Origin of the sequence: Providencia sp. PROV182, assembly GCF_028480325.1 — a bacterium.
GTDB classification, from domain to species: domain Bacteria; phylum Pseudomonadota; class Gammaproteobacteria; order Enterobacterales; family Enterobacteriaceae; genus Providencia; species Providencia hangzhouensis.
This window is the reverse complement of record NZ_JAMPOL010000011.1, coordinates 181,501-196,457: the sequence shown is the minus strand read 5'-3', so window position 1 is coordinate 196,457 and position 14,957 is coordinate 181,501. Positions and strand designations below refer to the sequence as shown.

General features: G+C 39.4%; 13 protein-coding genes. 11 read left to right on the top strand and 2 right to left on the bottom strand.

Going from position 1 to position 14,957, the window contains the following annotated elements:
- Positions 1-204 precede the first annotated feature (204 nt).
- The 5 genes from lon (at position 205) to PR834_RS10220 (ending at position 6,323) form a co-directional block, all read left to right on the top strand.
- The gene (lon, locus tag PR834_RS10240; protein WP_004905440.1) at positions 205-2,643 is read left to right on the top strand and encodes an endopeptidase La; all 2,439 of its coding nucleotides are present in this window, start codon (positions 205-207) and stop codon (positions 2,641-2,643) included.
- Positions 2,644-2,879: 236 nt separating this feature from the next.
- Positions 2,880-3,155, top strand: coding sequence for a nucleoid-associated protein HU-beta (gene hupB / locus PR834_RS10235; protein WP_004914513.1), 276 nt, complete (start codon positions 2,880-2,882; stop codon positions 3,153-3,155).
- Between the two features lie 175 nt (positions 3,156-3,330).
- Entirely contained in the window at positions 3,331-5,202 is a 1,872-nt protein-coding gene (gene ppiD, locus PR834_RS10230; protein ID WP_196725278.1) for a peptidylprolyl isomerase, read from the top strand.
- Positions 5,203-5,346: 144 nt separating this feature from the next.
- A complete protein-coding gene (locus PR834_RS10225; RefSeq protein WP_231136043.1) occupies positions 5,347-5,718 on the top strand; it encodes a ComEA family DNA-binding protein in 372 nt (123 codons plus the stop codon).
- Positions 5,719-5,894: 176 nt separating this feature from the next.
- A complete protein-coding gene (locus PR834_RS10220; RefSeq protein WP_036958551.1) occupies positions 5,895-6,323 on the top strand; it encodes an acyl-CoA thioesterase in 429 nt (142 codons plus the stop codon).
- Between the two features lie 60 nt (positions 6,324-6,383).
- Here PR834_RS10220 and queC read toward each other — a convergent pair whose 3' ends face one another.
- The gene (queC, locus tag PR834_RS10215; RefSeq protein ID WP_181489325.1) at positions 6,384-7,073 is read right to left on the bottom strand and encodes a 7-cyano-7-deazaguanine synthase QueC; all 690 of its coding nucleotides are present in this window, start codon (positions 7,071-7,073) and stop codon (positions 6,384-6,386) included.
- A gap of 277 nt (positions 7,074-7,350) precedes the next feature.
- Between queC and PR834_RS10210 the strand changes: the two genes are divergently transcribed.
- From PR834_RS10210 to amtB, 5 genes are all read left to right on the top strand, one after another.
- Positions 7,351-7,812, top strand: coding sequence for an Lrp/AsnC family transcriptional regulator (locus PR834_RS10210; RefSeq protein WP_004905429.1), 462 nt, complete (start codon positions 7,351-7,353; stop codon positions 7,810-7,812).
- 75 nt (positions 7,813-7,887) lie between these two features.
- Positions 7,888-9,633, top strand: a complete 1,746-nt coding sequence (locus PR834_RS10205; RefSeq protein WP_004905428.1) for a SmdA family multidrug ABC transporter permease/ATP-binding protein — start codon at positions 7,888-7,890, stop codon at positions 9,631-9,633.
- Positions 9,630-11,414, top strand: coding sequence for a SmdB family multidrug efflux ABC transporter permease/ATP-binding protein (locus PR834_RS10200; protein WP_004905423.1), 1,785 nt, complete (start codon positions 9,630-9,632; stop codon positions 11,412-11,414). The genes PR834_RS10205 and PR834_RS10200 overlap by 4 nt, the downstream gene beginning before the upstream one ends.
- Before the next feature lie 172 nt (positions 11,415-11,586).
- Complete coding sequence (gene glnK / locus PR834_RS10195) at positions 11,587-11,925, top strand: P-II family nitrogen regulator (RefSeq protein WP_004905421.1); 339 nt, start codon at positions 11,587-11,589, stop codon at positions 11,923-11,925.
- Positions 11,926-11,935: 10 nt separating this feature from the next.
- Positions 11,936-13,222: an ammonium transporter AmtB gene (amtB, locus tag PR834_RS10190; protein ID WP_004905420.1), complete on the top strand. Its 1,287-nt coding sequence runs from the start codon at positions 11,936-11,938 to the stop codon at positions 13,220-13,222.
- Positions 13,223-13,360: 138 nt separating this feature from the next.
- Here the strand turns inward: amtB and tesB are convergent, their stop codons facing one another.
- On the bottom strand, positions 13,361-14,230 hold the full coding sequence (tesB, locus tag PR834_RS10185; protein ID WP_036958583.1) for an acyl-CoA thioesterase II: 870 nt from the start codon (positions 14,228-14,230) through the stop codon (positions 13,361-13,363).
- Positions 14,231-14,468: 238 nt separating this feature from the next.
- Here tesB and PR834_RS10180 point away from each other — a divergent pair, with 238 nt between their 5' ends.
- Positions 14,469-14,927: a YbaY family lipoprotein gene (locus PR834_RS10180; protein WP_004905418.1), complete on the top strand. Its 459-nt coding sequence runs from the start codon at positions 14,469-14,471 to the stop codon at positions 14,925-14,927.
- Positions 14,928-14,957 lie beyond the last annotated feature (30 nt).

Here is a 14,957-nt window from a genome sequence, read left to right as displayed (position 1 = left end):
CCATATAAAACGTTCAATAGTTAATCAAACGAAATGAGGGGTTTCCCTCATTTTGTTTTTTATGTTCAACTAGCCATTGAATGCTAAAATCTTGTCCCCATATAGTTTATATTCTGAGGTGTGGTTTCCTTGTTCTAGAAAGTAATTTTAAAACAAGAGATAGAAACCCTTAAACTAGCGTGAGCTAAACGAAGAGAGAGCTTTATGAATCCTGAGCGTTCCGAACGCATTGAAATACCAGTATTGCCTCTGCGTGATGTAGTGGTATACCCACATATGGTGATCCCACTGTTTGTTGGACGTGAAAAATCCATTCACAGTCTGGAAGCAGCGATGGATCATGACAAGCAGGTAATGCTGGTTGCGCAAAAAGAAGCCTCGACTGATGAGCCAGGGGTGAATGATTTATTTGCTGTCGGTACAGTCGCATCGGTTATTCAGATGCTAAAACTGCCTGATGGCACCGTTAAAGTCCTCGTTGAAGGTCTACGACGCGCACGTATTACCAGTTTGACAGATAATGGCGAATATTTCTTAGCGCAAGCAGAATATTTGGCAGCAGAGCAAAATAATGAATCTGAGCACGCAGCGTATGATGAAGCGACAGCGGGTTCTCAATCATCAGACGCACTTGATGAAAAAGAAAACGAAGTGTTGTACCGCACTATCGTTAGTCAGTTCGAAAGTTATATAAAACTGAATAAAAAGATTCCACCTGAAGTATTAACCGCGTTACATGCGATTGAACAAGATCAGCTAGACAAACTGGCAGATACCATTGCCTCTCACATGCCACTAAAATTAGCGGATAAACAACGCGTTTTAGAAATGGCAAATATCGCGGAGCGTGTAGAGTTTTTGATGGCCATGATGGAGTCAGAAACTGAGCTGCTGCAAGTGGAAAAACGCATCCGCAACCGTGTTAAAAAACAGATGGAAAAAAGCCAGCGCGAGTATTATCTGAATGAGCAAATGAAAGCCATTCAGAAAGAGCTGGGTGAAATGGACGATGCGCCAGACGAATATGAATCGCTAAAACGTAAAATCGAAGAAGCGAAAATGCCAAAAGAGGCACAAGAGAAAGCAGAAGCAGAATTGCAGAAGCTGAAAATGATGTCTCCGATGTCAGCAGAAGCTACCGTTGTCCGTAGCTATATTGATTGGATGGTGCAGGTACCATGGCATAAACGTAGTAAAGTCAAAAAAGACTTAGTTAAAGCTCAAGAAGTGTTAGATACCGATCACTACGGTTTAGAGCGTGTGAAAGACCGTATTTTAGAGTATCTGGCAGTGCAAAGCCGTGTCAGTAAAATTAAAGGGCCAATCCTTTGCTTGGTTGGGCCTCCGGGCGTGGGTAAAACCTCTTTGGGGCAATCTATTGCTAAGGCTACGGGTCGTCAATACACTCGTATGGCATTAGGTGGGGTGCGTGATGAAGCTGAAATTCGCGGTCACCGTCGTACCTATATCGGTTCAATGCCAGGTAAGTTGATTCAAAAGATGGCAAAAGTAGGGGTCAAAAACCCACTATTTTTATTGGATGAAATTGACAAAATGTCATCTGATATGCGTGGTGACCCAGCCTCTGCATTATTAGAGGTGCTTGATCCAGAACAAAATATTGCCTTTAACGATCACTACTTGGAAGTGGATTACGATTTGTCTGATGTGATGTTTGTTGCAACATCCAACTCGATGAATATTCCAGCACCATTGTTAGATCGTATGGAAGTCATCCGTCTTTCTGGCTATACAGAAGATGAAAAACTGAATATTGCGAAAAAACATTTGCTGTCTAAGCAGATTGAACGTAACGCATTGAAAAAGAATGAGTTAACTATCGATGATAGTGCTTTAATGAGCATTATTCGTTATTACACTCGTGAAGCTGGAGTTCGTGGTTTAGAGCGTGAAATCTCTAAATTGTGTCGTAAAGCGGTTAAAGCGCTGCTCATGGACAAAAAGCTTAAGCACATTGAAATCAACGCTGATAACCTGAAAGATTATCTGGGTGTTCGCCGTTTTGATTATGGCCAAGCAGACACAGAAAACCGTGTTGGGCAAGTTACAGGCCTTGCTTGGACTGAAGTTGGTGGTGACTTACTGACTATTGAAACTGCATGTGTGCCAGGCAAAGGCAAACTAACTTATACCGGTTCTTTAGGTGAAGTCATGCAGGAGTCTATCCAAACGGCATTAACGGTTGTTAGAGCTCGAGCAGAAAAACTGGGTATAAATAGTGATTTCTATGAAAAACGTGATATTCATGTTCACGTACCAGAAGGCGCTACACCAAAAGATGGCCCGAGTGCGGGTATTGCGATGTCAACCGCTTTAGTCTCTTGCTTAACGGGTAATCCAGTTAGAGCTGACGTAGCAATGACAGGTGAAATTACTTTAAGAGGTTTAGTTTTCCCGATAGGCGGCCTGAAAGAAAAATTATTGGCTGCACACCGCGGAGGGATTAAAACCGTATTAATCCCTAAAGAAAACGAACGTGATTTAGAGGAAATTCCTCAAAATGTGATCGCGGATCTCGAAATTCATCCGGTGAAAACAATTGAAGAAGTTCTTTCTTTAGCTTTAGTTAACCCTCCTTTTGGGGCAGAAGTAGTTAAAAAGAAAGCTAAAAGAGTGAGCTGAATCAAGAAGTTTGTATAAAATTAAGACTGACAGCTAATTTAGGGCTTGTCAGTCTTTTTTTTCATCGCTAATTTAACGATGATTCTGATAATTGTTTGTATGCAATCTGTTCTCTTGCCATTGGTAATCAGGATTGATATAACGGCTGCATCATTAATTAACTATACTAATAACTGCTATAGTTAATTATAGTTAATTAAGAGATTTATAGTCCAACTAATATGGGGATGATAAGAGTGAATAAAGCTCAACTGATTGATCAAATCGCTTCTGATGCGAATATTTCTAAAGCTGCAGCAGGTCGTGTTGTTGACGCGTTCGTTGCTACTGTAACAGGTTCTCTGAGTAAAGGGGATGATGTTGCTCTAGTTGGCTTTGGGACTTTCTCTGTTCGTGAGCGTGCAGCACGTACAGGCCGTAACCCTCAAACGGGTAAAGAAATTAAAATAGCTGCGGCGAAAGTTCCTGCTTTCCGTCCAGGCAAGGGTCTTAAAGACGCTGTAAATAGCTAATTAGGTATTTAAGTTTGTCTTTCTCGTAATTTTGCGAAAACTCAAACTGACGGAATGTCTTTAATCAGCTAATATATAAGCGCACCATTGAAATGGTGCGCTTTTTTTTCTTTCTGAGTTAAGATTAGCGTATTATCAGGAAATTGAATTCAACAAAGCGGAGTTAAGCCTTTTTATGATGGAAAATTTACGCACAAAGGCGAATAGTCCTTTGCTCAAAATAATACTGGCGCTGATTATCCTTTCATTCGTGTTGGGTGGCGTTATGATGGGGGGTCTCGGTGGCAACAGTGCAAATAATGCAGCTGAAGTTAACGGGCAATCAATAAGCCGCGAACAGCTACAGCAGGCTTTTCAACAAGAACGCCAATCATTACAAGAGTACCTAGGGGATAAATTCTCAGAAGTCGCTAGTAATGAAGAAAGTATGAATTTACTGCGTCGTCAAGCTCTTGATAACTTGATTAACAATGAACTGATTAATCAGTATGCTAATGAATTACAGCTCTCAGCAAGTGACCAGCAAATTGAGCAATATATTTTCTCAATGCCTGTTTTCCAGACAGATGGCCGGTTTGATAGCGAAAAATATCGTGAGATCTTAAGTCGTAACAACATTAACGCGGATAGCCTTGCGGCTCAAATTCGCCAAGACCTTACACGAGCTCAGTTAGGAAAAACCTTTACTGGAACGGATTTCGCTTTACCATCAGAAGTTAAAGCATATGCTGAATTATTTATGCAAGAACGTGAAATTCGTACTGCAATCTTAGATTTAGCAGAGGTTCAAGCAAAACAAACAGCTTCTGAAGAAGAATTAAAAGCCTACTATGATGCCAATCAAAATAGCTTTATCTCACCTGAGAAAGTACAAGTAAGCTATGTTGAAATGGATGCAGCATCAATGCCGCCAGCGACAGTGTCAGCTGAAGAAGTAAAAGCGTATTATGATCAAAACCTGAAAAATTATACTCAGGCAGAGCAAAAACAGTACAGCATGATTCAGGTAGCTTCAGAAAAAGAAGCAAATGATATTCTGAATGAATTAAAACAAGGTGCGGACTTTGCAACACTGGCAACTGAAAAATCAACGGATAAATTCAGTGCAGGGCAAAAAGGCTTGATTGGTTGGATGGAAGCGGCATCAACGCCAAGCGAAATTGTGGACGCAAAATTAACAGAAAAAGGGCAACTTTCGGCACCTGTTAAATCACAAAATAGTTATGTTATCTTTCGCTTAGATGATATTAAACCTGAATCTATTAAACCGTTTGAGCAAGTTGAAGAAAGTATTAAAACTAGCTTACTTCAAGATAAAAACATTAAACAATTCTATGACTTGCAGCAGAAGGTTAGTGAGGCTGCCACGAGTGATATGGAATCATTAGTTTCGGTTGAATCTGTATCTGGTTTGAAAGCTGTGACAACGGATTGGTTTGATAGAACAAATCCACCTGCCGCACTTAATTTCCCTAAAGTGGTCAGTGAAGTATTTAGCGACCGTTTAGTGGATAAAAATGGTTCTAAAGGGATCAACTCAGATGTTATTAACGTTGAAGGGGACCGTGCATTTGTTGTGCGTGTAACAGAGTACAAACCTGAAAGCGTTGAACCTTTTGATAAGGTTAAGTCCGAAATTGAAACTCTGGTTAAGCGCCAAAAAGCGGATGCAGAGTTGAAAGCTACGAGTGATAAACTTCTTGCTGAGTTAAATGCGGGTAAAGGAACAGAAGCTCTAAATGCGGCGGGGGTTAAATTTTCCGATACTCAAACTGTTTCTCGTTTAATGCCACAAACAGCGGTTATTAATGCAACGATGGAAATGCCGCAACCTGCTGATGGTAAACCAAGTTATGCACTTGCGCGTGATGAGTCCGATAACTATGTGGTTATTCAACTAGATAAAGTTACGCTAGGCCAACCGACGGAAGATGAGTTAAAGCAACTGACTCGTGAATACCAAGGTGCTATGAGTTCTGCGGTCAATGAAGCTCTGATGCTTAACTTGCGTGAGAATGCAAAAATTGAAGTGCTGAATATTGAGTAATTGCGAGCAGCTTCGCAAGTAAAATTGTAACTTCATGAATAGAAGGCCACCTTTGGGTGGCCTTTCGTATTTTCAGTATTATTGAAAAGTGTTCCGTATTTTTCTATGGCATCGTTGTGTCTCAACATACACAGGAGAACAAATATGTTATGGAATTCAGTCAATAAATGCAGATTAGGTATTGTTCTGCTCCTTTCTTTATTATGCTCACTCTCTTCTTTTTCTTTGGCTAAGAAAATTGAGCCAGAAAAAGCCACAGCGGCTGTCATTCAAGAAAAACAAGTAAGTAATAACTCACCATCAACGAGCCATGGCCAGTCTGACAAAGTGAATATCAACTTAGCGGGTGAAGAAGAACTTGCAGAAAAACTTACTGGTATAGGTAGGCAAAAAGCGAAAGCAATCGTTGAATATAGGCAAAAATATGGTGCTTTTAATTCCATTGAAAATATTTTAGAAGTTCAGGGGATAGGTCCTGCATTTTTAGAAAAGAATAAAGATAAGTTAACTTTGTAACTAAAATCCCCCATACAGAGTATGGGGGTAATATATTAAAGGTTAATAATTAAGCAGAAAACTAAGCTTTTTATAAATAATTTGCGAGCTAAGTCTTATTATTGATAATCATTCAGCACATTTTCCGTACATTTGTTATTTTTATGTTATTAAAAAATAAACTGGTCGGAGTAGTTATGACAACACACATTAAAGTTCATGGTTATCATATAGATATTTTTCAACATGTTAATAATGCACGTTACTTAGAATTCTACGAAGCGGACCGCTGGGAATGGATGAATAAGCGTAATTTCATTAGTTGGGCGATAAAAAACAATTTAACAATGGCTGCGGTGAATATTAATGTAAATTATATCCAAGGCGTCTTGCTTGGTGATGAGCTGACAGTAGTGACTCGAATGGATAAAATCGGCACTAAAAGCGCAGTCTGTTATCAACAAATAATTCGCAATAAAGCAGGGGCTCAAGAGGTAGTTTCTGATGCTTATGTGACATTTGTATTTATCGATAACATAGAGAATAAAGCGATTGTTATTGATGAACAATTGCGTGAGAAACTAGAGTCATTCAAAGTAGGTTCTGAAGACTTTATTCAAAATTAGCCTACCTAGCTTGAATCGTTATGAATAAGCTAATGGCAGGCTGTGTGTTTGACTAATTAATTATAACTTTTGCTTTAGTGAGAGCATGATAGCTTCTTTATCACTTAAATATTCATTTAAGCCCTTGCTCCTTAAATGGCAGGCAGCACATTCACCGCAACCATCACCTTGAATACCATTATAACAAGTCAGTGTTTGCTGCCTGATCGTTTCAAGGTGACCATAGCTGTCGGCAAGTGCCCAGGTTTGGGCTTTATTCAGCCACATTAACGGGGTTTCAAAGCGAATATTTTTGGCAAGACCGAGGTCTACTGCATGGTTGAGAGCTTTGACAAACTCATCTCGGCAGTCCGGGTAACCTGAAAAGTCGGTTTCACAAACCCCCGTTATCACTGCTTCTGCCTGTACTTGGTAAGCATAAATTGCAGCTAATGTGAGGAATAAAATGTTACGCCCTGGAACAAAAGTACTAGGTAACGCATTTGACTCACTTTCAGCGAAATCAGGGACTGGTATGTTGTCTCGGGTTAAGCTACTGATTGCCAAATCATTGAGTAATGTGACATCTAACACTTTATGTGCTGCAGCACCTAAAGATACGCTTAATTTCTGTGCGACTTCGATTTCAAAACGGTGGCGCTGGCCGTAATCAAAAGTAACACAGTGAACTTCATCATAGTTTTGCAAAGCTTGAATAAGACAGGTTGTTGAGTCTTGGCCCCCGCTAAAAACCACAACTGCGCGTTTCATAGGTACTCCTTGGTGATATATCATTTTCAATATGTAATAAGAAGAGAGCGAAACATGTTAGCGATACTAGGATGCAATTAATAGTTCTATTTTTATCAAGCGAGTTTGATTGAGGTACTATTTATATGTCAATTTGGTTATTTGTGTAAAAATATTCTATAATCGTGGTGTTTGGTAACATTTTTATTGTTTTTTAATTATTCAATTTTGCATAATATGTTTATGCAGCTAATAAAATAACGACAAAAGTACTTACACCTAAATCAAGAGAGCATTCATGTTAGATAAAATAGACAAAAAACTGCTTTGTTTATTGCAAAATGACAGTAGCCTATCCTTAAATACCCTTGCTGAAGCTGTTAATTTAACATCTACTCCGTGCTGGAAAAGATTAAAAAGGCTTGAAGATGAAGGCTATATTCGAGGGCGAGTGACCTTACTCGATGGTGAGAAGCTAGGTTTAGGTTTAACGGTAATTGTGACAATTAAAACACAGCATCATAATAGCGAGTGGTATGAGCAATTTGTTTCTTTTGTTAGTCAACTTCCTGAGGTGCTGATGTTTTATCGCATGGCTGGTGAGTATGATTATCTTATGCAAGTCGAAGTTCATGATATGAAATCATATGACTTATTTTATAAAAAGCTAGTCAATGGCGTTCATGGTTTAATCGATGTAACCTCAAGCTTTGCAATGGAAAAAATCAAATATACGACAGTATTGCCTATCCCTGACTAACCTCGTAATAACTTAGATAATTACGGTCTCTCATTCTTAGGCATCAATAAATCAATATATTCAAGGCAGTATTACGTGCGATTATTTTCACAACTAGGTTGGTATTTTTTGAGTGAATGGCGGCGCTATCTCGGCGCTGTTTGCTTTTTAATTATCATTGCTATTTTACAATTAGTTCCTCCACGCATTGTTGGTGTTGTCGTTGATGGAATAAGTAAAGGAGCAATGCCGACAAAGCAATTAATCACTTATGTTTTAATCATGCTGTTGATTGCATTGGTTGTGTATGGGTTGCGGTATATTTGGCGTTTATGGTTATTTGGTGCTTCTTATAAGTTAGCTGTACAGCTACGACAAAAGTTTTATCGGCAATTAAGTCTGCAGAATCAAGCGTTTTACCATAAGTATCGAACGGGAGACCTAATTGCACGTACAACGAATGATGTTGACCGAGTCGTGTTCGCAGCTGGTGAAGGTGTTTTAACATTAGTTGACTCATTGGTGATGGGGTGTGCGGTGCTCATCATGATGAGTGTTGAAATTAGTTGGCAGCTTACTTTACTAGCACTCATTCCAATGCCAATTATGGCATTAATCATTAAACGGTATGGAGACCAGCTTCATCAGCGTTTCAAGCATGCTCAAGGGGCATTTTCGTCTTTAAATAATCATGCGCAAGAAAGTTTAACAAGTATTCGTATGATTAAAGCTTTTGGCCTTGAAGATCATCAATCAAATCAATTTGAACAGGTAGCTACTGAGGCAGGGCGTCGCAATATGCATGTTGCTAAAGTTGATGCGCGTTTTGACCCCACCATTTTTATGGCGATTGGTATGGCAAATTTACTCGCTATTGCAGGTGGAAGCTGGATGGTATTAAACGATACATTGACGTTAGGTGAATTAACGAGCTTTGTAATGTATCTAGGGTTAATGATTTGGCCGATGTTAGCGCTTGCTTGGATGTTTAATATCGTTGAACGAGGTAGTGCGGCTTATAGCCGTATTCTAAGTTTACTCAATGAACCGCTAGTCATTCAGGATGGTTCGCATTCATTACAGCCTGAAAAGGGAAACTTGAATGTGAATATTATCAACTTTAGTTATCCAGAAACTAAGCGAATAGCATTACATGATATTAAGTTTGATTTAAAACCTGGACAATTTTTGGGGCTTTGTGGGCCGACGGGGTCTGGAAAATCAACGTTGTTGACGTTATTACAGCGTCAATTTGATGTGACGGAAGGGGCGATTTGCTATCAAGGCTTATCACTACCCGAAATCCGTTTAGATGAATGGCGTGCTCGGTTATCTATCGTAAATCAGTCCCCATTTTTATTTTCAGATACAGTTGCTGGCAATATCGCGCTTGGGCGGCCTAATGCCACTCAAGATGAAATTGAACAGGCTGCGCGTATAGCTTGTGTACATGATGATATTTTACGTTTACCTGAAGGCTATTCTACTCAGGTTGGTGAGCGCGGTGTCATGTTATCTGGCGGGCAGAAACAACGAATTTCTATTGCAAGGGCCATCTTGCAAAATGCAGAAATCTTGGTGTTAGATGATGCGCTTTCTGCCGTTGATGGGCAGACCGAGTTTACAATTTTACAAAATTTAAGCCATTGGCGGCAGGGTAGGACTATGATAATTAGCGCCCATCGTCTATCTGCATTGGTAGAGGCAGACAATATTATTGTGTTATCTCAAGGTGCTATTGTTAGTCGAGGTAAACATGAAGCGCTTATTGAGCAATCGGGTTGGTATAAAGATATGTATCAGTATCAACAGATTGAAGCTGCTCTGGATGGTGAGCTATGAGCCAAAAGAAACCGCTATGGCCAGCACTCAAGCGTTTGCTTGGTTATGGAAAAGCATACCGAGGAACCATGGGTATTGCCATTGCAATGCTATGGTTAGCCGCTATTGCAGAAGTTAGTGGGCCTCTGCTAATCAGTTATTTTATTGATAACATGATAGCGAAAAAACAAATCATCATGCCACTTGCTTTATATATGGCAGTTGGTTTTATATTGCTCCAAGTTATTGCAGCGTTATTACATTACTATCAAATTATTTTATTTAATAAAGCCTCTGTGGGGGTAGTGCAAACATTACGTACAGATGTGATGAATGCAGCCCTTCGACAGCCCCTAAGTGCATTCGATAAGCAACCTGTTGGCCAATTAATTTCACGAGTTACAAATGATACTGAAGTTATTAAAGATCTATTTGTGATGGTTGTGCCGACAGTATTTCGTAGTTTAGCCCTGATTTGTGCCATGTTAGTTGCTATGTTTTCATTGGAATGGCGTATGGCATCAATTGCAGTGATGATTTTTCCTGCAGTATTTGTGGTAATGCTTGTTTATCAGCGTTTAAGTACGCCCATTGTGCGCCGTGTGAGATCTTATCTTGCAGATATTAATAACGGTTTTAACGAAGTCATTAATGGAATGACAGTTATTCAGCAATTTATCCAACAGGCTAGGTTTGGCGAAAAAATGCAAAGTATTAGCCAAGACCATTATTTTGCAAGAATGAAAGCATTAAAACTTGATGGCTTACTATTAAGGCCATTACTAAGTTTACTTTCAGCTTCAGTATTGTGTGGCTTGCTATTGCTATTTGGGTTCGAAGGAACGACTACCATTGGTGTTGGTGTCTTATATGCATTTATTAACTATTTAGGTCGCTTGAATGAGCCGCTTATTGAGTTAACTTCTCAGCAATCAATGCTTCAGCAAGCTGTTGTTTCTGGTGAGCGTGTATTTGAATTAATGGATAGTCCGCAGCAAGGTTATGGTGAAAGTATTGAGCCATTACAAGGAGGTTCAATCTCAATTAACCATTTATCTTTCGCTTACCGTGATAACAAAATGGTACTTAAAGATATTAATTTACAAGTGCCTGATAATAACTTCGTTGCATTAGTCGGTCATACAGGCAGCGGTAAAAGTACCATAGCAAATTTAATTATGGGGTATTACCCGTGGCAGGAGGGAGATATTTTATTAGATGGACGTAATTTGAGTTCACTATCCCACCAAGTATTACGTAATGGTATTGCAATGGTACAACAAGACCCTGTTGTCCTCGCTGCTTCTTTTTTTGACAACGTCGCATTAGGACGTGAGATTAGCCAAGACAAAGTTTGGGAAGTTCTTGAAACTGTTCAGCTTGCTGGGTTGGTTCGTGGTTTACCTGATGGGCTAGATACCGTGCTTGGTGAACAGGGAAATACCTTGTCTGTAGGGCAAAGACAGTTATTAGCGATGGCCCGAGTCCTTGTGGTGACACCCAAAATTTTAATTTTGGATGAAGCAACTGCGAATATTGACTCAGGGACAGAGCAAGCGATACAAAAAGCGTTACGAGTGATTCGCCAACATACTACGTTAGTTGTGATCGCCCACCGTTTATCGACAATTGTCGACGCTGACCAAGTCGTTGTGTTACATCGTGGTGCAATTGTTGAGCAAGGTAAACATTTACAGCTTTTGCAACAAAAAGGACGTTATTATCAAATGTACCAGTTGCAGCAAGTTGGAGAATCATTAAATGCCCATAGTGATGCTGAAATTGAGGCTATACCTAGTTAATTATTCTGCACTCTTATAATGCATACCTTAAAACCACTCATTCGAGTGGTTTTTTATTTTGTTCTTTCCTATTGAATTTTATGGATAAATATATTTTGGCACACGGTTTGCTATAAAGTCAGTGCTGTCCGAAGTATTAAGCAGCTTATTCATATGACTTATAGGAGTGAACATGAAATATATCATCGCGATCATTAAGCCATTTAAATTAGATGAAGTTCGAGAGGCACTATCAGATATTGGGGTTCAAGGGCTTACGATTACTGAAGTTCGAGGGTTTGGGCGGCAAAAAGGACATGCCGAATTATATAGAGGAGCTGAATATACCGTCGATTTTTTACCTAAAGTACGTATGGAAATAGCGGTTTCTGATGAGTTGGTAGAGCAGGTGATTGAAACAATTGAAAAAAAAGCTTATACGGGCCAAGTCGGGGATGGAAAAATATTTATTTTGTCATTAGAGCAAGCAGTACGTATTCGTACAGGTGAAAAACAAGACGAAGCACTGTAGGAGAGCAAATATGAGCAAAGGGTTCCAATACTTATTTTTATTGATATCAATGGGTGGTTTTCCAATAACCGTGTTTGCAGCAGAGGAAACCCTAGATAAAGCTGATAACGCATTTATGATGATAGCGACTGCTTTAGTTATTTTTATGATACTGCCAGGTATCGCATTATTTTATGGTGGGTTACTGAGAAGTAAAAATGTTCTTTCTTTAATGGCTCAAACTGCGGTTATTTTCGCTTTAGTGTCTGTTATTTGGATTGTTTATGGATACAGTTTAGCTTTTAGTGAGGGGAATGATTTTATAGGTGGTTTTAGTCAGATTATGTTGAAAAACATCACTGTAGATAGCTTATCTGGGCCGATCCCTCAATTTATTCACGTTGTATTCCAAGGTGCATTTGCATGCTTAACAGTTGCATTAGTGATAGGTGCACTAGGGGAGCGCATTAAATTTTCTGCAATTTTAATATTTACCGTTATCTGGACTACATTTGCTTATTTACCAATGGCACACATGGTATGGGGCGGCGGTATTTTATCCCAAGATGGTGCACTAGATTTTGCAGGGGGGACGGTTGTTCATATTAATGCGGCTGTTGCAGGTTTAGTTGGTGCTTACTTACTTGGACATCGTACCGGATTAGGGAAAGAAGCCATTAAACCTCATAACTTACCTATGGTATTTATGGGAACCTCCATATTATTTATTGGCTGGTTTGGTTTCAATGCAGGTTCGGCAGGAAGTGCAAATAGTATTGCAGCCTTAGCGTTTGTGAACACTATTGCAGCGGCGGCTGGTGCTATTTTATCATGGACTTTAGCAGAGTGGATTTTCAGGGAAAAACCTTCATTATTAGGTGCTTGCTCTGGGTGCTTGGCCGGGTTAGTCGGTGTTACGCCAGCGGCGGGCACTGTGGGTGTCGGCGGGGCATTAATCATCGGGCTGCTTTCTGGGCTAGCGGGTTTATGGGGGGTTGTGATTTTAAAACGCCGGTTAAAAGTTGATGATGTGTGCGATGTTTTTGGGGTTCATGGTGTCTGCGGAATTTTAGGTTGTTTACTAACGGGGGTGTTTACCTCAACTGCATTAGGTGGAAGTGGCTATGCAGAAGGTATTACGATGATGAAACAAGTGGGAATTCAAGCTATTAGTATTCTAGTTTGTGTTGTTTGGACTGCAATTGTTGCTTATATTGCATTTAAAATCGCAGAGAAAACGTCTGGCTTACGCATTAATGTTGAAAAAGAAAGGGAAGGTTTAGATATTACTTCTCATGGTGAAAGTGCCTACAATTAACCTTAATGTAATGATAATGACAGGATAATACTGTGTTTTATGTAAATTGATAATGGCAGCGTATTGCTGGCTGCCATTACCTTTTTAAACTGACAATTTTATTTTTCTAAGTAAGTAATCACTTACTTGAAGTCCCTTCTATTTTTGAGGTTGCCTATGGCGGATTACGCCCTCTTGGACAGCCGTTGCAACAAGATCACCTTGTAAATTATAGATTTGTCCTTTCACAAAACCCCTCCCTCCTGATGCTGAAGGGCTTTCTACGGCATACAGTAACCAATCATCAATTTTAAATGGACGATGGAACCACATTGAATGGTCAATCGTTGCAACCTGTAAGTCGCGTTCCATAAAGCCTCTACCATGCGGTTGTAATGCGGCTGGAAGGAAATTGTAATCAGAAGCATAACCTAATAAATAGTGATGAAGTGAAGGTAGGTCAGGTAGCTGCCCTTTTGCTTTGAACCAAATATAGCGAAATGGTTCTTGAGGGGCGGAATCGAATGGGCTGTAAAACTCAACAGGGCGAAACTCAAAGGGAGTTGGCCTAAGAGCGTATTTTTTAACTGCTTCCGGTAATTTATCAGCCAAACTTTGAACAATATCATCTTGAGAAATTAATTTTGTCGGTGGTGGCACATCCGGCATTAAGTTTTGATGGCTATAACCTTCTTCTTGAGATTGAAATGATGCGGTCATAAAGAAGATAGGCTTGCCATTTTGAATGGCACTTACTCGGCGTGCACTAAAACTTCCACCGTCGCGCAAAATTTCAACGTCATAAACAATAGGACGAGAGCTGTCACCGGGGCGCAAAAAATAACTATGAAAAGAATTAATCGCTCTTTCTTCAGGTATGGTTTGTTTCGCAGCATACATGGCTTGCCCAACAACCTGCCCGCCAAAAACTTGAGGCAATCCAAGGTCTTCACTTTGTCCTCGAAAAATCCCTTCTTCAATTTTTTCGAGTTCAATTAGGCTAATTAAATTCTGTAATTCTGGGCTCATAGTCATCTTAGTTCTGTTATATGTAAATGAGATACAGGTATTTTCCCATTATTTACCCTGAATAGGTAGATTAATTGCTATCGAATAAATTGGGGTTACGTATTGTTACATTTAGAAATATAAATGTATTATTCTACCAATATTAGTTATACTTTTTATCATTCCTTGTCAGAAAATGATTTGTCTATTCCGATTATTTAAAAATGTTTTAGTAAACATTGTATTATAGGTAATAACTATGAAGTTTTTTCGCTACATTGTTAGCTTATTAGTGCTTTTAACGTTGGTTGGCTGTGAAGGGAATAGCACAAAGCCCAGTGAAAAAACACTTAATGCTAAAAATAGCAATAATAACCAGACGGTAGATTCAGGGAAAATTGAGGGCCGTGTGGTAATCTTACAGGATACTGTTTTACCCGAGGGTGCGGTTGTTACAATCACTTTGGCAGATACAACAGTTGCGGACTTACCTGCTCTAATATTATCTCAAAAATATTATAATTCGGTGAACAATCGGCCGACTATTCCTTTTGAACTAACTTACCAAAAAAGTGAAGTTAGGCAAGAAGGTACGCTAGTTGTGAATGCAACTATAAGCGCAAACGGAAAACTATTGTATATCAGTGATAGTGTTGTAGAGGTTATCAACAACGGTATTACAAAAAATGTTGAATTATTGATGGTCTCTGCGAATTAGCCAATGTACCGGCTCTTAGTTGAGTCTCTA